The following is a 19,164-nucleotide window of genomic DNA, read 5'->3' on the forward strand; positions in this document are numbered from 1 at the left end:
AAGAATGAAAACTACCCCTTATCGTCGTAGCGATTTGACCCCAAAAGCGCCTTTAGCCTTGTCGTTAGCGCTCACTATGTTGCTACCGTTATCTGCAGCAGCGATCGATAGCGATACGAAAAATAATGCTACAACGACAGCGACTGCAGCATCACAAGACAGCAAAAAAACGGCGCCTCAAACCAAAAACGAGCCTGCTGTTACTGAAAATAACGCCGATAAGCTTGACAACTTAAAAGCTGATACAGCGGCTAAACCGTTAATCTCTGACACTTCTGAGCCGCTTGCAAATAATTCGCAAATTACTAACCGCGATTTAAGCTCAAGCACCAACCTTCAGGAAACAGCCACTAATTCAGCCCCAAGCACTGACGCCATAGCAACGCCTCAAGCTACTCCGGCAGCGGCTCAAGCACCAAAAAAGACCATTTTTGGACTGTCTTTAGATTATATGTTGGCAGGAATTATAGCGCTGTTGGTACTAGGATTAGGGTTTTTATTGAGCCAGCTTCGTGCTTTAGCCGATGAAAATAAGGAGTTAACTCAAAATCTTAGCAAATTGACCGCTCAAGTGAATAGCAACAATAAAAGTCTTAAACAGTTAAAAGAGGAAAATTTAAAAATAAGGCAAGAGCTTCATCAGATTTCTATTGCTCAATCCTCAAAATCGTATGAGCCGAATCAATTAAATAATAACGCCGTGTTGCCTTTACCTATAGATGACAAGCCCGTAATTTCTGATCTTGATTTGGCAGATCGAAAGCAATTGGCGGATATCTTCAACAAATGGCTCACCACAAATCGCGGCAAAAACAAAATTGAAGAGGTGATTCCAGCTAAAATTCAACAAAAGCTTAATCATTGGCACTATAGCATCCAGTTTTGGGCGCAAGGCGATGGCGTTGATGATGTGAAGCCCACCAAAAACCAGATGTATGTTTCGGTCATTAGTCTCACGAGGCCTGATCAACAAGGGATTGCTTATTGTTATAACAAACCCAATTCGCTGTCAACGCTTTGGAAAAATCAATCGTGGTATGAAGTTCAATGTATTGGGCAAACGCTTAATGTTTCAGGAACACCGCTGGAGACTGTTTAATGCAACATCGTTATAAGCTTGGCGCGCTTTTATTATTGAGCGCTTTGGTCGCTTGTAGCGAGACGCCAGAGCCGCCATCTGAACCTAAAAAAGACGCTGCGATTGATATTGCACCTGATCCCATGCCGCCTTTAAATTTAAGCATCATTCCAGATACCAACCTAAATACGAACAATGCCCCTGCTGCTATCGATTATATTATCGATGGTTCAGCAAGTATGTGCGGCTACTTTGATGCAAAGCTCGGTACAACCGAAAAAGCGCTTCCCATCACCAAGCTTGTCCAAGCCATCCAAGCGGTCATGCGAAGCAACGATCGGCTGCTGATTTTTATGCAGGACAAGTCGCCTGATAGCGCAACTTATTTGCCATTTGAGCAATTTGAAAATGCCTTGATGCAAGGCCACTGCAATTTAAACGGTCAATATACGCAGCTTGGGCTTATTTTAAAGGACTACCGAGAAGACCCCGAGCTGCAATCACGATCGGTTGCAATCATCTCCGACATGCATTTACTGCCTGCTGAGCGAACTCAATTTGAAACGCAATACGATCAGCTCCTGTCCAACTACGTTTCGCCGAATAACGCAAGTATTGCGCTATCAAATGGCATTTTATCCCTGCGATCGCCCTTCGTTGGTCGATATTATACGGTAAATAACGACGTTAAAATGCTCGATCAGCTGCAAAAGCACGTTCACTTTTTTTGGTTTACCAAACAAAAAGCGGATGCCAAGCAAATTGAAGCGCTACAATTGCAGCTAAAAAATGCACAAAATCAGTTTCCAGACAGCGTTGTCGCCCAAAGCGAATTTTTACCGCAAGTTAAGCTGTTGACCAATGAGGCAAAAAGTTATGACAGCTTTAGCTCGCCTGCGCCAATTATCAGCCCTAAAAATTTAATCGATTTGTCAGATCCTGATAAAAAACCTTTTATCAGCAGTTTTGAGTCAGGAGCGACGCTGAGCGAGGAACAAAAATACTGCTACAATTTAAGTTGGAATAATAAAGAAGACATCACTTTTTTTCCCTATCCCAATCCTAAAACCAATCGCGATAAAATCTGCCCTGACGGCGCACTATTTCGCTCAAAAACTGGCAGCACGCTTCGGTTAAATCTGCCGCTAGCATCAGGATATGACATTTCAGCAAAAAGCCCTAATACCGCTGATGTCCAAGACGGCTTTTTGTCTGTTCCCATCGTCGGTGCTCAAAACGCCTGTATTGGCGTCAGCTCCGGAATGGGTGACTCACAAAAAAATGCTCAAGGAGTCACGCTACAATACGCGGCGGCAAGCAAGCCCATCAATACCAATTATTATTTAAGCTATGCCATTGAGCGCGATGGCTGCACCTCGGATTCGGATTGCTCAAACTTAAACGATAAGACTTTTCAGTTTGATCAGCTCATTGCCAGTCTTGCCAATCGCTCAAAACAGCAAATCGAAATGCTTTATCCTCGCAGCATCGACATTAACTTAGTTTGTGATCCAAAGCTGTAAGGAGAGTATCATGGAAATATTCTTTCAGCTAACCGTGAACCAACCAGCTTTTGAAGCATTTCAAAACAACTGTTTCCTTATTTTAGAAAAAGGTAGATCAGCTGATTTTGATAAGATTCCGCTGAACCTTAATGACAGCTCAACAAGTGATTTTGGTCTTCAGCTCACAAGTTCTGAAACGCCTTCACCTGCCATTAGCGGCAGCCTTGATATTGACAAACTGTTAGAAAATGACGCAACCATTAGTGTTGTTTATTTATGGTCATCATCAATTGAGCAAGAAAAGAGCTTTTTGCAAAAACTTTATATTAAAAGCAATCAGCCAATCTTGTTAAGATCTGATTTAACTTTCGAGCCTTTTGAAGGCTTGGCTCAAATTTATCCAAAGGCGCGCGCCCCTAACTTTTCTTGTATTAAAAAGATGTTAGAAAATGCAGGTAACTTACCTACCGACATCATACCGCCCCAAGATTATGATTCAAATAAAGCAATCAAATATAAATACCAAGCGCTACCTGAAAATCTTTCAAATTTAGAAAGCACAAAAACAGAAAGCTTTAAATCAGAGAGTTCACGAATAAAAGATACGCAAACAAAAAGCCTCCAAAAAGAATATGAGCTAGAGCTTATCGACGATGAAGAAATTATCCCAACGGCTAAAGATTCAGTTTGGCAGGTATTTTCTATAAGGGATGTTGACAGTCTTTTAGAAGGCTTTCAAGAGTGGCTTAAGTCAGCAGGTCGAGGCAGCTTGGAGGACAGGCTTCCTGCAGACTTTATGGACAAAATGACGGATGATTATAAAATCGCCTTTTGGACAAGCGGTCAGGGCGTCAGCACGATGGTGCCTGACCTAAGCCCGCCGCGGCATACTTTTGTCTTAGGTATTTTACATTTAACAGAACATACGGGATTGGCTTATTGTATTCAAAAGCCAACCAGCTTAGATAAAATTTGGGCACATCAGCAATGGCACTATATCAAGGTCGTTGATAATAAAATCACTGAAGTTCGCCCTGTAGACAGATTCTGACCTACAATGAAAACAAAGCAGCTGAGCGGAAACAAGCGATAATGAGATTTAATTTACTTTTATATGTGGCAACTTTGGTCGATACGCTTGATGTCGATTATGGCATTTTTATTCAGCATCATTTGATGGATGATCCGAACATCAATCTTGATTATTTTGATTTTAGCAAAATCAATCCTGAAACTTATGCGTTAGATATTGTCGAAAAAAATCCCGTCACCCCACAAGTTCGGCGCAACTGTTTAGTAGAAGGATTTACGCTAAATAGCTACCTAACTTTAGATTTAGATCGCGACTTTAACCGCAACATTCATGCTGATGACGTCCGGCAAATTTTTATTTGTTTTAAAAATCGCAGCACAGATCCCATCGATGCGTTTATTCGCTTAACAAAAGACCACGATATCACCGATTATCAAATTCATAATAACTTGATTTTTTTTAGACTTTGGGTTGCCCCAGAGTTGACCATCAATAACGATACTGAATTCAATATTGCTAAAATCAACTATTCAAATTTCGAATATTTTTGCGAAACGATAAAATCACAGCTCAATCAGCAGTGGCATGCTGTTTTAAATGAGAAACGCCATCTTAGCAAAGCTAAGTTAACACCCGATCAAAAAGTCAATCAGGTCACGATCAACGACACGCCACCTGAAACTGAGACACAAAATCCTGTTAAACTTACAGACATCTACTCTCAGTATCAAGCATCCGAATCACCCGTCTCTGTCATTCCTATTGCTGATGTCTATAAAGAAAAAAATACCGCTGAGCCTACTGACGATTGGTTAGAATCGCAAAGAGAGGGCGCACAAAACAGCTTAGCAGTTAAAAGCAGATCAAACTTAGCCACTAAGCCAAAAAAGAATGCGCGATTTTGGCCGCTTATGGGATATTTATTATTATTTCTCGTTTTATCCTCATTTTTTGAAGGCTTATTTAGTTAGCTATTTTAAGTGTGTTTTGGCCAGTTCTGCCATTTAAGCTTAATTTAGACGATCGCTGCCAGTGCCTCATGCTTAAGCCCTATTGCGCAAGGTACGCCGTTTTTATCGACTTCCTTAACCACTAACGACCACTCCTCATTAACAACGATTTTATCGCCAGCAACTGGAGACGTTGCCACATTTGCCATCACAAATTCAGCCACCGTTTGCTGCCAAATACTTGGTGCTTTGGGGTTGCCAAGCTGTTTGGCTTCAGCTTTTTTTAAGTCCGCAAAAAACGGCAAATCGCCCAATTTAACGTTGGGTGACAGCAGCCAATCGCCGTAAAAATCCTCAATGGCGTGCTTATCAAGCTTGGTATCATTAAAAATCTGCGCAATTTGCCGAGCATAATCACCGCGCATGGCATACCAAACAATATCACCAAATTGCAGTAGCGTATCCGCCTCAACTTTTACCAATCGACCGCTGCGAGCTAAGGCAAATACCGCAATTTCATCAGAGCTAATCCGCTTTGAAATCGCTCTTGGATGCCGCCCCATAGCAAACGCGCCAGCTTTAACTTCAAACTCATAAAGGGTAATGCTTGCGGTATCCGACATCCAAACTTCGTGCTCCTCTTTGGGGTCATTGTTGGTTAGAATGCGAACTTTGAACCAACTGTGTTGATTTTGCGTTTAACAACGAATTTGATAATGTTAAAAACAGCATCCACTTCAACCCACAGATCAAATACAACATCCAGCCAGTGATTGGTATTGATAATCGCCTAGAAGTAGGTGTTGAATACGACTATTGGAAAAACAAATTTGATATTAATGATGTGGATCAAAACGCGGTTGCTGCGTTGATTAAATATCATTTCTAATTTTGAAAATACTTTGCAAAAAGTATTGACACCTTTAGAAAAGCGCGTGTAATACGCCTTCATCATCTGACGATGACTTAAGCGGGATTAGCTCAGTTGGTAGAGCACGACCTTGCCAAGGTCGGGGTTTTGAAGTCTGGCATCTTAGCTTGAGTTGGCGCGTTGGATTTTGACTTGATGGTTTTAGTAGGAAAATTACTAAAGCTTGGTATAGTTGTTAATAGCAAGCTTGGCGCAAATTTGAATTTACCACTGCCTGCGCAATTGTCATTCCAATACTGCACGCGCTGCGCTTTGGTTTGACTAAGTGCATGGTTTGCCTGCGCGATCCAAGCCTCTAAAGTACGACCGGCGGCAAATAGCTTAATTACTTCATTATCTGACAGGTTATTGGCAATTCTAGGCGTATCCAAATGCTCAGCTTCTGCAACAACATCGGTCAGTCCAAACATTCGACCAAGAATGGCGCACTCGTGGTCGTCACGATAATATGTCAAATAGTCACTATCGTTTTTAGCAAGGTTCGCGTAGCCAAGACGATTGGCTTCTGCAAGATAAAAGGCGGCACGTTTTCTACTGCCGGAATTACCGTCTCCCACGACTCAGCATGAGCCGCGCTTAAAAATACGCCAATTATCATAAGGGAAAAATAGACGGATTTCATAAGAGCACTCCTTGCGCTTAGTCATGGTGGCTGCCTTATTTGACTAGCACCGCTTAATCCAGTCGATTTTTAGTATGCCCTTAACATATCTTAAAGTCATCACCATTACTTTAGTGAAACCGATAACTTTTGTAGCCCTAAAGTCTTTAGCCATGCTTTAATAGGATGACAATCGAACTATCTGACTTGATCCCAAAGTTTGCTAAGCCGCTTTTGCGATACCGCGCCGCGCGTTTTCATAGGCTGGGCAAACAGCTGAATCCGAAACTCCTCAACCATCCAGCGGTAATCGCTGATCGCCTCAAGACTTGCCCGCCCCGCCAAGCGCTCCATGTGCTCATCGAGCTGATAAACGCCTTCCAAATCGGCATCCAAATTGTGCTCCAAGCGCTCAAGGCGAATCTCAAGCGCCTCCAAATAGCGCGGATATTGCTGCCAGTGGCTATAATCCATCCGGTAAACAAAGTCGGCTAAGTGCAAATCCTCAAGCTGATCTTCAATATCATCAATCGACTCACCAAAAATCTCGCGATCCAGCATAAGTAGCCCTTGGCGGATGCGCTGCCAACGGGTGTAAACGGTTTTGAGCGTTTTAATCACTTGCTGACCGACCAATAAAAACTGGCTTAATACGGCGTCACAAGTTTTAGTAAATTCCGCTGGCGTTAACGGCAACTCTTCTGCCAAATTAACTGCTATTTTATCCGCACTTTCCGGCAAATCGCTGCTGTGGTCAAATAAAATATAATGCTCCTCTAAAGTGGCATCAAGAGCGGCATCAATCACCACGGTTTTAAGCGCTTCCATATCGCCAAGCGGCGCAAACGCAAGCTTAAAAGCTTTGTCGATTTGACTGGTCAGCTGTTTTTTTCGAGCCCCAAGTTTCAGTTTAATCAGTGTGAGTACGCCAATTCGGTGCGCTTGCAAGGCGGCGGTGACATCGGTAAATTGATGAATACTGACCGCACTACCTTCGCTGTCGGCAACGAGCGCGGCAAATTCTTTCACCACCACGCCAGCATGATGGCGGTTTTTACTAAAGGCAAAATGCTCAGGGAAGCTAGTGTGCGCCCCTTGCTGCTCATTGACCGCTTGCCGAGTCTCACTGGCATGACGGATTTGCAGCGTAGGCAAGTCGCGACCTTTTTCAATCAAGCGGTTTTTTTCATCAACGACGCAGATTTGCGGCTGTAAATACCGATCAATCGTTGACGGATTAAAGCTTTCAGGCGTTACCGCCATCACGCCACGGCGATGCAGCGCTTGCGTTAACTGCTTTAACAGCCCTTGCGAGGCGTTCGGATCAAGCTCATCAAACAGGCTGTCGGCGGTATCTGGAATCGGCACAATTTGACGGCGAATGTCTTTGGGCAACGATTTTAACAATTGCAACACCAATTCAAAGCGCCATCCCGGAACACCCCAAAGCAGCTCAACGGCATCCAATTGCGGCAAGGCAACAAGTGGCACGCGAATGCTCACACCATCATCATCGCTTGCTGGGTCAAATACGTAGCTCAGCGGCAATTTTAAATCGCCCAATTGCCAAACTTCGGGAAAATCGCCCGTCGTTGGCGCTTGGCTGTTCATCACATCATCATCGGTGAAAAACAGATAATAGCTGTCGGTTTTTTCAACTTCCGCGCGCCAATCCTCAAAGGCTTTTCGGCTAGCAATATTTTCAGGGATTTTTTTATCGTAAAACTGGTACAGCGCCTCTTCATCAACCAATAAATCTCGGCGGCGAAGCTTATCTTCAATGCGCTCAACGTGGGCAATTTTGTCCAAATTGTGCTGTAAAAATGGCGCTTGCCGACCAAAGTTTCCAGTTACTAAGCCATCACGGATAAAAATTTCGCGGGCTTCCGTTAAATTAACCTGCTCATAATTGGTCAATTGCTTACTGATAATAATCAAGCCAAACAAGCTGATTTGCGCGTAAGCTTTAACGCGACCGGTTTTTTTCGACCAATGCGGCTCAAAATAGTGGTATTTAAGCAAATCACTAGCCGCTGAAATAATCCATTCCGGCTCAATTTTGGCAACCGTTCGCATAAACACTTGCGAGGTTTCGACCATTTCAAACGCCATCACCCAAGATGGAACTTGTTTAAAGACAGTACTTGCCGGAAAAATTTTAGCTTTTTGCTGACGCGCTGCTAGATATTCACCGCGATTTTCGGTTTTATGGGCAATAATAGACAGCAAGCCCGTCAATAATGCTCGATGCAAGTTGGCATATTTGACCGCCTTCATCGCCTCCTCGTCCATGGCATCGGTTACTTTTGCCGCTTTATTATTTTTATCAATGAGCTGCAATTCGCTCATCATTTGCTCAAGCTGGCGGTGCGTTTGTTGCCATTCGCGAAGCCTTGGGAAGCTTAAATAATGCTTTTTAGCAAATTGTTTGCGCTGATTTCCGGACAGTTTATTGCCGTCCTCATCTTTTTCAAACAGCGCTTTCCAAAGGTTTAAATAAAATAAAAAGTCCGAATCTTCACCGCGAAACAGCGCGTGTTTTTGGTCGGCTTGGGTTCGCTTATTTGCCGGTCGCTCGCGCGGGTCTTGAACGGCTAATGCGGCGACCACAATGAGCATTTCACGGATGCAATCAAAGTCATATCCGGCAACGAGCATTCGCGCAAGGCGTGGGTCAATGGGCATCCGCGCCATTTGCTGACCGATTTTGGTAAGCTGAACGCTACTTTTATTTGAGCGCGCAGCAGGCTTATCACCAAGAGCACCAAGCTCGTTAAGCAGCTTTTGACCGTCGCTAACCAATCGCGTGTCCGGCGGCTCGATAAAATCAAAGTCATCAACTTGACCCAATCGCAAGTTTGCCATTTGTAAAATGACCGACGCCAAATTGGTTCGTAAAATCTCAGGCTCGGTAAATTCAGGACGACCGGAAAAGTCCTCCTCGCTATAAAGACGAATACAAACACCGGGCGCAACCCGACCACAGCGACCTTTGCGCTGATTTGCTGCCGCTTGCGAAATCGCTTCAATCGGCAAGCGCTGAACCCGCGAGCGGTAAGAGTAGCGCGAAATCCGCGCAAATCCTAAATCAATGACGTAGCGAATCCCCGGAACGGTCAGCGCCGTTTCGGCAACGTTGGTGGCAATGACAATGCGTCTGCCGCGACCAGAGGGCTGAAAAATGCGCTGCTGTTCGGCAAAACTTTGCCGCGCAAATAATGGCAATACTTCAGTATGCTTAGGACCATGACGCTCAAGCACCTCTTGCAGCTCGCGAATTTCAGCTTCGGTTGCCGCAAAAATCAAAATATCGGCTTGGTCAGGGTGACCTTTGCTGTGCGCGTCGTTAAAGCACTCCTCAACGGCAGCAACTACCGCTCGCGGCAGATTTTCTTCAAAGTCATCAAAGCTGTCATCGTCCGAGCTTGCTACCGGCTCATCGGTCAGCGGTCGATAGCGAACCTCAACCGGATAGCTGCGACCCTCGACATTAAAAATTGGCGCCGGAATTTGCCGCTTGAGCTTTGGATCATAATGGCTAAAATACTCGCTAAAGCGCGCCGTATCGAGCGTCGCTGAGGTGATAATCACCTTTAAATCAGGGCGTTTTGGCAAAATTTGCTTTAAATAGCCCATGATAAAGTCAATGTTTAAGCTGCGCTCGTGTGCCTCATCGATGATAATAGTGTCATATTTAGATAAAAAGCGGTCATGACCAAGCTCGGCAAGCAAAATCCCATCGGTCATGAGTTTTACAATCGAGTCACTTGAGCCTTGCTCGTTAAAGCGAACCTTAAAGCTGACCGTTTGCCCAAGCGGCTCGCCAAGCTCTTCGGCAATTCGGTTGGCAACGCTTCTTGCCGCAAGTCGCCTTGGCTGAGTATGACCAATTTGTCCTGTCACGCCGCGACCTGCCAGCATGGCAAGTTTGGGCAACTGAGTGGTTTTCCCAGAACCGGTTTCCCCTGCTACGATAATCACCTGATGGTCAATAATGGCTTGAACCAAATCATCGGCACGCAAACTTACCGGCAAATCCATGTTCAGCTTTGCCGCAAGATTTTCAGGAATGCTATCGATTCGTGCTTGAACTGCGGTTTGCGAGCGCGTCTGAATTTTGGCAAATTGTGATTGCTTTTTTTCAAGCTCGTCCGCTAGCTTTTTGCTGTTGCTTGGATTTTTGCGAATTTGCTGATTGAGCTTACTAATATCGCGCTCAAGTCTTGAAAGATAATGTTTGTCTTTGGCAAGGACGAGCATGTTCACAAGGTCGTTAGTCGTCTCATCTTGTTGGTTTGTATGCTGTTGATAAGCCGTTAAAGTATCGTTTTGGTTTGGTGTTGGGCTAGAAATATTGGTCATATTTGCTTAGGCTATTTTTATTAAAGAATGTTTAAATTATGGGGGTAAAAGACCATAGATTCAAGCAAAAGCCATCATTGACCACCAAGCTTTTAAGCCAATCGTTGAGTTATTTTTTGACTATAATGCTTATAAATTGTATGGTCATCTCTCCAAGAACAATTACAAAACCATTCGTTTAACTTATTTTATCTTCTTTCCTTTTAAAAGGCTTTTCTTAATGATGTCGTTTGTGCAAGAAAATCAGCAACTGTTTGCCCTAGGACTTCTGCTTTTTCTGATACTTGCGGTGCTGCTTTTTTTTCAATTCTTAGCGCTTTGTTATGGTCAACCGCTTGCCGTTCAAATCATCCGCAGTTGGGTAATGGCTAAACGCTACTTGAGCCAAAACCAAGTCATGATGTCGTTTAAAAGTCGCCACCCAAAGCTTTTTGCTACTCTCTCGCGGCGCTTTGATTTGCGACATTTCAGCGGCTTGCCCTTGACAATTTTGTCGCTCATGATGGTTTATATTTTGGCGCTTTTTATCGGGCTTGTCGAAGATGTTGCCACGCTTAAGCCCATCGTCGAGACCGATTATTTTGTCTCGGCGCAGATGAGCCTACTTCGCGACTCGCTGATTATTGGCTTTTTTATTCCTATTACCAGCTTTGCCTCAACGCCGATGACCGCGCTTGTGATGCTATTTACCGCTGTGATTTGTTGGGTAATTCGGCAGTATTATGTTTTGGTTGGGCTGTTGGTGGCGACCGTTGGCAGCGCGGCGTTTACGTTTTTAAGTAAAATGTTGTTTCAGCGTGAGCGCCCCGCCGATATTTTACTTTTTGAACACACCCATTCGTTCCCAAGCGGTCATGCGACGATTACTCTTGCGTTATATGGATTTATCACTTATCTTTTGATTCGCTTTAGCCAAAATTATGTTCATAAAATCCGCATTTTTGTGATGGCGTCGTTTTTTATGGTGCTGATTGGGCTGAGCCGAATTGTCCTTAACGAGCATTATTTAAGCGATGTTTTGGGCGGCTATTTGGTTGGCGGGCTTTGGCTCACCTTTGCCATCAGCGTAACTGAGTGGCTAAGCGCGAAAGGTAAAATTGATTGGCAGGTTAAGTGGTCAGCCAATCATATTTATTTGGTTTGGCTTAGCGGCGTTGGGATATTTATTAGCACCATAATTTATGCCAAATTGTTTCAGTTTCCGTTGTTGTTGTAAAAACTAATATTATGAAAAGCATAACAAACTTTCATAACAGACAATTAAATCAATAATCGATTATATCTCCTAAAACTATCTTCCGATAAAAGTTATAACCTTTATCAGAGCGTGCGAAAGAGATTAGCGGCTGTGTTTTCGATAGATAGTTAGGCTTTTGCTCCTGATCCATTAATCCTAAATTAAATAATGCTATATCAACTGACCCTACTCTTGAACAACTATTTTCACCATAAACTGATTCTATACCAGACAAAAGATAATCGTCTAAAATTTTAATTACATATATATTATAATCAAAGATCTTCTTAGCATTTTCTTCTTGAGATTGATCATAAATATATAGTTTTACAGCTCTAGCAAGCATTTTAGCTTGAATATTTTTATCAATTTTATCAATAACATTTAGGATTACTTCACCTAGCTCCTCATCTTCTTTTTTATCAATAAAATCCTTAAACCTTTGAAGTTCTTCTGTATCATCAAATTCCAAAAGAAAATTTTTAAATTTTTTCTCAAAACTTTTTGCTTTGAAATTATTATAGATATTTGATATTCCCAATATCGTACCTAAAACTGGTAAGTCTTTCATCAAACCATCACTTAGGGTTTGGTTATCAATGATCACTTCAACTATTTGACCCAATAATTCAGATGCTTGAAGTGCAGTTGATCTATTTATATTTGCCATAAATAAAACTCTAAAGATAAACAAGGCAATTGTAATAATAATTACCTTGTCTAAGAAAAATAAGTGAAATTCTTTTTTGTAGAACAATACTTTTCAAGATTCTCAACCAATCAAAAATCCTAATCACCCCACCTTCTTATACTGACTTTTCCCTGCAACAATCGTCTCGCTCACCACACGGTCATCGCCCATCGTCATAAGGACAAACAGCTGCTCATCCAAAATGTCCGATTGCGCCATTCTGCGCTCAAGAAGTGGCGTAGCGGCTAGGTCAAGCACCACAAAATCCGCCTCTTTTTTGGGAACAAAGTTGCCGATTTTGTCATCAAGTACCAAAGATTGCGCGTTGCCAAGGGTGATTTGGTACAAGCCTTGATGCGCCGATAACGGATTGTTTTGCAGCTGCTGAACTTTGTAAGCCTCGCTAAGCGTTGCCAGCATCGAGAGGCTCGTTCCTGCGCCAACGTCAGTGGCGATACTCACGCCAGTGTAGCCAAGCGTTTTTTTCAAATCAAACAAGCCGCTTCCCAAAAATAAGTTGGACGTTGGGCAATGGGCAATTTGCGTTTCAGTATCGCGAAGGCGCTCGTACTCGAAATGTTCAAGATAAATGCCGTGGGCAAGCGTGGTGTAGCGCCCCAAAAGCCCCATCGATTCATAAACATCCAGATAGCCTTTGTGATGAGGATACAGCTTTTTGACAAAGGCTATCTCGTCGCGATTTTCTGCCACGTGAGTTTGCATGTAAACGCGGTCGGTTGCCGCATAAAGCTCGCCTGCCAGTTGTAGTTGCTTTGGCGTTGAGGTGATGGCAAATCGCGGGGTGATGGCAACGTGCTGACGCCCCTTTTCATGCCATTTGGCAATGATGTCTTGGGTGTCTCGGATGCCCTGCTCGGTTGGTACGCAAAGATTTTCCGGAGCGTTTTGGTCCATGAGGACGTTTCCGGTAATCATTCGGGTGTTGAGCCGCAAGCTTTCTTCAAAAAACGCCTCGACTGACTGCGGATGACTGGTCGAAAATACCAACGCCGAGGTCGTTCCGTGAGCCAAGAGCTGATTTAAGAAAAATTTGGACGTGTCATGAGCAACTTTTGGGTCGCCAAAGCCCGCTTCGGTAATAAAGGTGTAGTTGTTGAGCCAGTCAAGCAGCTGCTCGCCAAACGCTGCCATCATGTCAATCTGTGGATAATGAACGTGGGTATCAATAAACCCTGGCATGATAAGCTTATCTTGATAATCGTGAATGACGGCAGGCGCTTTGCCCTCAATATCGCCATCAACAGCGGCAAAATTTTTCATCATATCATCGCGGTGACCATATTCAACCACCAAGCCGCTATCATCGTCAACGACAAGCGCGCCATCCTCGATATATTCAGGGAAAATTCTTACGCCTTTGACCACGGGTATCAGCTCAATGTTACGATTGATACTGCTTGGGGCACCAACACGAGAAGCTAAGTCATTTTCCGTTAAATAATGCAAAAGCTTGGCTTGATAAATGTGTAAGGTCATTTTCTGGCTCCTTTAATTTTTTTTATTACCATTAACATTACACTTGGTGGTATTGCTTCAACACTTGGGCGGCAATCGATACCGCCACCGCCATTGGCTCTTTACCGCCAATAGCAATGCCAATTGGCATGGTTAGCGCATTGATGCTATCTTCACTGTAGCCACGTGCTAAGAGCCGGTCGTAAAAGCGCTTGGACTTGGTTGCCGAACCAATGCAACCAATATAAGGGGCAGCTTTGTCAGGATTGTCACCAATCTCGTCAATTGCCGCGCGAATCAGCTCAAAGTCAAGGCTATGGTCATGGGTCATCACCAAAATAAACTGCTGACGGCTTGGCGATTTATTTTTTACCAAATCACTTTTTGCCAAAGCATTTTGGATAAACGGCTTAATAAAATCGACCGGCTCATCTGCCACATGCGCTCGAATGTGGTCAGGCAAGTTGTAGCTTGGCGCATCATTATCTGCACTAATAGCAAATGGCGCAAACATCTCCGCTCGGCTATCGACCCAATCGACTTTACACGGCAGCTCCGCCAAAATCTTCATCAATGCCGTTGCTACATGCCCTGCCCCAAATACCAAAAGCGATAACGGCGGAGTGAGGTTAAAGCACTCAAACATCACCGTGACACTACCGCCGCAGCACTGAGCAAGCTTTGCCCCAAGCGGATAGTGTTTGGTAACAACCGAGTCGCGGCGAGCAGCTTGCGCTTTTTGGGAGCGCAGTTTTGGTGCAGGCGTGTCATCGATTGTCTTACCTGCCAACAGCTTTCGCGCGGTTGCCATCACATCATGCTCAAGGCCGCCGCCACCTAAGGTGTCAAAGGCGGCGTCCTTAGTGATGACCATTTTAGCTTGTAGCGCTCGCGGCGCTGACCCCGTTACACTAACAACCGTTGCCAAAACGTGCGGCGCTCCCGACTTTTGGCATCGCGCCAGCGCCTCAATCCAGCTTTCAGGGGCGCGATTAATCGACTTCACTGTGAGCCGGCCCCCGAGCTCCGGCGACGTTTGGATGTTTTGCTTCCTCAGGCTCATCATCAAACAGACGTCCTTCAACCTCAGGCGGCATCTCATCGGTCGCATGATCAACGTCTTGCGGCACGACCTTGTCGTTATTGACCTCATCATTAATGGCTTTGTCGCCATCTTGCTCACTTTTTAAGCTTTCAATCGCGGCTTTATTTTCCGGCTGATTAATATCCCAAGTCTCATTTTGCAAGCGCATGACCGCTTTTAGTACCGCTTCAGGCGTTGCCGGCATGGTCAAATCTGGGTTTTGTTTGTAATCAACCAAACTTGCTAAAGCATTATTAATCGCGCACCAAACGCTCGCGGCAAGCATAAACGGCGGCTCGCCAACGGCTTTTGAATTGTAAATGGTCTGCTCTTCGTTTTTACGGTCAAACAGTTTGACTTGCCATTGTTTTGGTAAATCATGCGCCGTTGGGATTTTGTAGTTGGCAGGGCTGTTTGATGCCAAGTTGCCTTTGGTATCCCAAGTCAGCTCCTCGGTGGTCAGCCAGCCCATCCCTTGAACAAACGCGCCTTCAATCTGACCGATGTCAATGGCAGGGTTAATCGATTGACCGACGTCATGAAGCACATCAGCGCGAACGACTTTGTACTCGCCAGTTAAGGTGTCAATCTCAACTTCCGAGCACGCCGCGCCAAGGGCAAAGTAAAAAAACGGTCGCCCCCAAGCTTTTGAGCGGTCATAAAAAATCTTTGGCGTTTTATAATAGCCGGTTGAGGATAAGCTGACGCGATGCTCATACGCCATTCGGATAAATTCAGCAAAAGTCAGCCCTTTTTTATTGTCAATGATGACGTGGTTGTTTTTAAATTCAATGGCGTCCTCGCTGACTTCAAAATGTTTGGCAGCAAATTCAACAAGACGTGATTTAATGGTCAAACAGGCATTTTGCGCGGCTTTGCCGTTAATATCCGTTCCTGAGGACGCGGCGGTTGGCGAGGTATTCGGCACTTTATCGGTTCGGGTAGCAGAAACTTTCACCGTATCCAAATCAACATCGAACTCATTGGCAACGACTTGAGCAATTTTAATAAATAGCCCTTGCCCCATTTCAGTGCCGCCGTGGTTTAAATGAATACTGCCATCGGTATAAATATGAACGAGCGCGCCGGCTTGGTTGAGCGTTTGAATGGTGAACGAGATGCCAAATTTTACCGGCGTCAGCGCAATACCGCGGCGCTTGTCCGTGCCGTCTTTTTCAGCCTTCTTATTAAAGGCAATGATGTCATCACGGCGTTTTTCGTAGTCACAATCTTTTGCCAAATTGTGCATTAAAACGGCCAAGTCAAAGTGCTCAATCGGCTGACCGTAATGGGTCGATTGACCATTTTGATACAAGTTATCAAGGCGAACTTGCAGCGGGTCTTTGCCAAGCGTATAGGCAATATGGTCCATCATATATTCGGCGGTGAGCAAGCCTTGAGGACCCCCAAAGCCGCGATAGGCGGTATTGGATACCGTATGCGTTTTGCAGCGATGCCCTGCAATGTGCGCATCAGGATAATAATAAGCGTTGTCGCAGTGGAACATCGCGCGGTCAACAATGGCATCGGACAAGTCAGGCGAATAACCGCAAAACCCTGCCAGCTGCATATCAACGCCAACGATTTTACCGTTATTATCAACGCCAACGTCATAACGGTTTAAAAACTCGTGGCGCTTTCCGGTGACGACCATGTCATCTTGACGGTCAAGGCGCATGCTAACCGGCAAGTTATGACGCTTGGCAACGACGCCGCAAAGACACGCCCAAGCTGCCGCTTGCGTCTCTTTTCCACCAAAGCCGCCGCCCATGCGCCGAACGATGGCATTAACCGCATGAAAGGGCAAATCGACGACTTCAGCAACAAGCTGCTGAACTTCGCTTGGGTGCTGCGATGAGGTGTAAACTTCCAAGCCACCATCATCACAAGGCACGACATACGCCACTTGACCTTCAAGGTAAAAGTGCTCTTGACCCAACATATGAATATGACCTTTGATGCGCTTGTCTGCCTTTTCAAGCGCCGCTTCGGCATCGCCGCGCTTCATAAAGTGGCTTGGTCGCACAAATAGCGACTGCGCAAGCGCGTCCTCAACGGTCAATACCGCAGGAAGCGGCTCATAGTCGACTTGAGCTTTAAGCACCGCTTTTTTGGCGGCGCGATGGGAAGTTGCAACGACTAAAAATAGCGTTTGTCCAACGTATTCGGTAATGTCATCAACCATTAATAGGTCGCCGTCAAACACAGGACCAATATCAGTTTTGGCAGGCAAATCTTTAAAAGTTAACACGTCAATGACGCCGTCAGCCGCGCGAACCGAATCAAGGTTCATCTTCGTGACGCGAGCATGAGCATGGCTACTTTTACCAACCGCTAAATGCAAGGTGCTTTCCGGCTTTAGCATATCATCCACATAGGTTGCTGTTCCCATTACATGGCTGATGGCGCTGTCATGTTTGACCGAAGTGCCGATTTTGTGTTTTGGCGGTCGCACTCGGCGGATGCTATAACTGTCAAAAAGGCTAGAATGATGGCTCATAATGATTCTCTTTTTAGAATGGGTTTAAATCATATAGGTTAAAAGTTAAATCTAGGTCGCGCTCTTGCCGTGAAAAGCGCCCTTTTTTAAGCCGAAACGGGTTGATTTTTTGCCAAAAGCTCTTTGCCGCATTTGATTAATAATCGCTTGGTCACGTTTAGGCGGTACTCGCGGCTGGCGCGAACGTCGGTCATTGGCGTGACATCATTAAATAACGCGTCAGCGGCGGCTTGGAAGCTATCAAGAGTAAGCGGTTGACCTTTAAGCGCATTTTGACTTTTTTTAGCAAGCAAAGGAATTGCCGCCATACCGCCAAGACCGATAGTTGCCGTTTCAATGGTGTCGCCGTCCTCTGACATCCCAAGTTTTACCGCCAACAAACACGCCGAAATGTCATCTTCATAGCGCTTGCTGATTTTATGAATGAATAAATGCTCGCGGTCACGCATTAAGGGGATTTGAACGCCAACCACGTAAGCACCGGCGCAAAGCTTGGTCTTTTTATAGTCTAAGAAAAATTCCGATAACGGCATGGTTTCATCACGGACGCCGCCATCGTTATTATTTTTATCATTAACGCTATCGCAATAACGAAGCTGAATTTGAGCATCAAGCGCAAGCAAAACGGGCGGCAAATCGCCAATGGGCGAAGCGTTAGCAATGTTGCCGCCAAGTGTTCCCATATTGCGGATTTGCGGGGAGGCAATTCGCTCAAACAGCGCGGCAAACTCAGGAAAATGCGGCTGCAATACCGGAAGCATGGCGTTATAGCTCATGCCAGCGCCAAGGTTAAGCGTTTTTTTACCTTCTTTTTCATCAATTGACCATGATTTTAGCACGTCGATTCCGGCAAGCTGAACGATAACCTCATGGTCAACCAAACGCTGAGTGATGGTCAATCCCAAATCCGTACCGCCCGCCCAAATGGTGGCTTGCGGATAACGGCTTAAGATTTGATTGAGTTCAGCAATCGAGATTGGCGCAAAGAGCTTTTTTGAGCCTTGAGTAAGCTTTGGTTTTGGCTCATTGTTTGCATTTTGGTTGTTTTCTTGGCTATTTTCTTGATTTTTCTCTTGGCAGCGGTTGCTTGCCGCCATCGCATCAATGGCAAGTCCAAGCGCCTTTATGCCTTGTTGCGACGCGCTTTGAGCCTTACCAATCTCAGTCATGGCAAGCCCTGCATCAATAATCGGTCGATAGCCAGTGCAGCGGCAAAGATTTCCTGAAATGGCAGCGACAATATCGTCGTAGCTTAAATCGCCGCTCGCATTGTTACGATGATTTTCATAAACGCTGGCAAGCGACATCACAAACCCCGGCGTACAAAAGCCGCACTGCGAGCCGTGACACTCCACCATCGCTTGCTGCGCCGGATGCAACTGGGCGCGGTCGGGATGGTGATGAGGGTTGTCCGCCAAATACGAGGCGGTCATGATATGATAACCATCAAGCAAAGACAGCAGCGTAATGCACGAGTTAAAGGTAAAAAATGGCGCGCTTTCATCATCGCCCAAGCGCTCAGCCATCACGGTACAAGCGCCGCAGTCGCCGCTACCGCAGCCTTCTTTGGTGTCGGTTTGGCGAGCGTGCAATCGCAAGTACTCAAGCACCGTGGTGTTTGGATTGATCGTCGTTTCCTCAACGTATTTTCCGTTTAAATAAAATTGAATCATGGCAAATCTCGGCTCATATTAATGATGTTATTTTAAAACGCAA

At 45.1% G+C, this 19,164-nt stretch carries 13 protein-coding genes; 5 read left to right on the forward strand and 8 right to left on the reverse strand.

From position 1 onward, the window contains the following. Positions 1–4: 4 nt before the first annotated feature. The 4 genes from HF322_RS02170 to HF322_RS02185 are packed head-to-tail and all read left to right on the forward strand — an operon-like array spanning position 5 to position 4,587. A complete protein-coding gene (locus HF322_RS02170) occupies positions 5–1,099 on the forward strand; it encodes a hypothetical protein (protein ID WP_169391736.1) in 1,095 nt (364 codons plus the stop codon). Next, positions 1,099–2,601 (forward strand): hypothetical protein, encoded by a 1,503-nt coding sequence (locus HF322_RS02175; RefSeq protein ID WP_169391737.1) that lies wholly within the window; start codon positions 1,099–1,101, stop codon positions 2,599–2,601. The genes HF322_RS02170 and HF322_RS02175 overlap by 1 nt, the downstream gene beginning before the upstream one ends. 10 nt (positions 2,602–2,611) lie before the next feature. Continuing rightward, entirely contained in the window at positions 2,612–3,634 is a 1,023-nt protein-coding gene (locus HF322_RS02180) for a hypothetical protein (RefSeq protein WP_169391738.1), read from the forward strand. Positions 3,635–3,675: 41 nt separating this feature from the next. Continuing rightward, positions 3,676–4,587, forward strand: coding sequence for a hypothetical protein (locus HF322_RS02185; protein WP_169391739.1), 912 nt, complete (start codon positions 3,676–3,678; stop codon positions 4,585–4,587). A gap of 44 nt (positions 4,588–4,631) precedes the next feature. On the opposite strand, the gene HF322_RS02190 is transcribed toward HF322_RS02185, so the two are convergent. The 3 genes from HF322_RS02190 to hrpA form a co-directional block, all read right to left on the reverse strand. Further along, positions 4,632–5,189: a hypothetical protein gene (locus HF322_RS02190; protein WP_169391740.1), complete on the reverse strand. Its 558-nt coding sequence runs from the start codon at positions 5,187–5,189 to the stop codon at positions 4,632–4,634. 358 nt (positions 5,190–5,547) lie between these two features. Continuing rightward, positions 5,548–6,054: a hypothetical protein gene (locus tag HF322_RS02195; RefSeq protein WP_169391741.1), complete on the reverse strand. Its 507-nt coding sequence runs from the start codon at positions 6,052–6,054 to the stop codon at positions 5,548–5,550. Positions 6,055–6,296: 242 nt separating this feature from the next. After that, a complete protein-coding gene (gene hrpA / locus HF322_RS02200; protein WP_169391965.1) occupies positions 6,297–10,358 on the reverse strand; it encodes an ATP-dependent RNA helicase HrpA in 4,062 nt (1,353 codons plus the stop codon). Between the two features lie 322 nt (positions 10,359–10,680). Here hrpA and HF322_RS02205 point away from each other — a divergent pair, with 322 nt between their 5' ends. Next, entirely contained in the window at positions 10,681–11,676 is a 996-nt protein-coding gene (locus HF322_RS02205) for a phosphatase PAP2 family protein (protein ID WP_169391742.1), read from the forward strand. Positions 11,677–11,725: 49 nt separating this feature from the next. On the opposite strand, the gene HF322_RS02210 is transcribed toward HF322_RS02205, so the two are convergent. The 5 genes from HF322_RS02210 to xdhA all read right to left on the reverse strand — a co-directional run bounded on the left by HF322_RS02210 (position 11,726) and on the right by xdhA (position 19,121). Then, positions 11,726–12,367, reverse strand: coding sequence for a hypothetical protein (locus tag HF322_RS02210; protein ID WP_169391743.1), 642 nt, complete (start codon positions 12,365–12,367; stop codon positions 11,726–11,728). A 123-nt stretch (positions 12,368–12,490) separates the two neighbouring features. After that, entirely contained in the window at positions 12,491–13,885 is a 1,395-nt protein-coding gene (guaD, locus tag HF322_RS02215) for a guanine deaminase (protein WP_169391744.1), read from the reverse strand. A 37-nt stretch (positions 13,886–13,922) separates the two neighbouring features. Further along, a complete protein-coding gene (gene xdhC / locus HF322_RS02220; protein ID WP_308811470.1) occupies positions 13,923–14,870 on the reverse strand; it encodes a xanthine dehydrogenase accessory protein XdhC in 948 nt (315 codons plus the stop codon). Further along, entirely contained in the window at positions 14,857–17,448 is a 2,592-nt protein-coding gene (gene xdhB, locus HF322_RS02225) for a xanthine dehydrogenase molybdopterin binding subunit (RefSeq protein WP_169391746.1), read from the reverse strand. Before xdhB ends, xdhC begins: the two co-directional genes overlap by 14 nt. 86 nt (positions 17,449–17,534) lie before the next feature. Continuing rightward, positions 17,535–19,121 carry a xanthine dehydrogenase small subunit gene (xdhA, locus tag HF322_RS02230; protein WP_169391747.1) on the reverse strand — a complete coding sequence of 529 codons (1,587 nt, stop codon included), beginning with the start codon at positions 19,119–19,121 and terminating at the stop codon, positions 17,535–17,537. Positions 19,122–19,164: the final 43 nt, after the last annotated feature.

The sequence above is a fragment of the Psychrobacter sp. MF31 genome (assembly GCF_012847335.1).
GTDB lineage: Bacteria > Pseudomonadota > Gammaproteobacteria > Pseudomonadales > Moraxellaceae > Psychrobacter.

Bases quoted from the DNA above. Each gene is read 5' to 3' on its own strand.
- xdhA (WP_169391747.1), bottom strand. From the start codon at position 19,121: ATGATTCAATTTTATTTAAACGGAAAATACGTTGAGGAAACGACGATC.
- hrpA (WP_169391965.1), bottom strand. From the start codon at position 10,358: ATGCTCGTCCTTGCCAAAGACAAACATTATCTTTCAAGACTTGAGCGC.
- xdhB (WP_169391746.1), bottom strand. From the start codon at position 17,448: ATGAGCCATCATTCTAGCCTTTTTGACAGTTATAGCATCCGCCGAGTG.
- HF322_RS02190 (WP_169391740.1), bottom strand. From the start codon at position 5,189: ATGTCGGATACCGCAAGCATTACCCTTTATGAGTTTGAAGTTAAAGCT.
- HF322_RS02185 (WP_169391739.1), top strand. From the start codon at position 3,676: ATGAGATTTAATTTACTTTTATATGTGGCAACTTTGGTCGATACGCTT.
- HF322_RS02175 (WP_169391737.1), top strand. From the start codon at position 1,099: ATGCAACATCGTTATAAGCTTGGCGCGCTTTTATTATTGAGCGCTTTG.
- HF322_RS02210 (WP_169391743.1), bottom strand. From the start codon at position 12,367: ATGGCAAATATAAATAGATCAACTGCACTTCAAGCATCTGAATTATTG.
- HF322_RS02170 (WP_169391736.1), top strand. From the start codon at position 5: ATGAAAACTACCCCTTATCGTCGTAGCGATTTGACCCCAAAAGCGCCT.
- HF322_RS02205 (WP_169391742.1), top strand. From the start codon at position 10,681: ATGATGTCGTTTGTGCAAGAAAATCAGCAACTGTTTGCCCTAGGACTT.
- guaD (WP_169391744.1), bottom strand. From the start codon at position 13,885: ATGACCTTACACATTTATCAAGCCAAGCTTTTGCATTATTTAACGGAA.
- HF322_RS02180 (WP_169391738.1), top strand. From the start codon at position 2,612: ATGGAAATATTCTTTCAGCTAACCGTGAACCAACCAGCTTTTGAAGCA.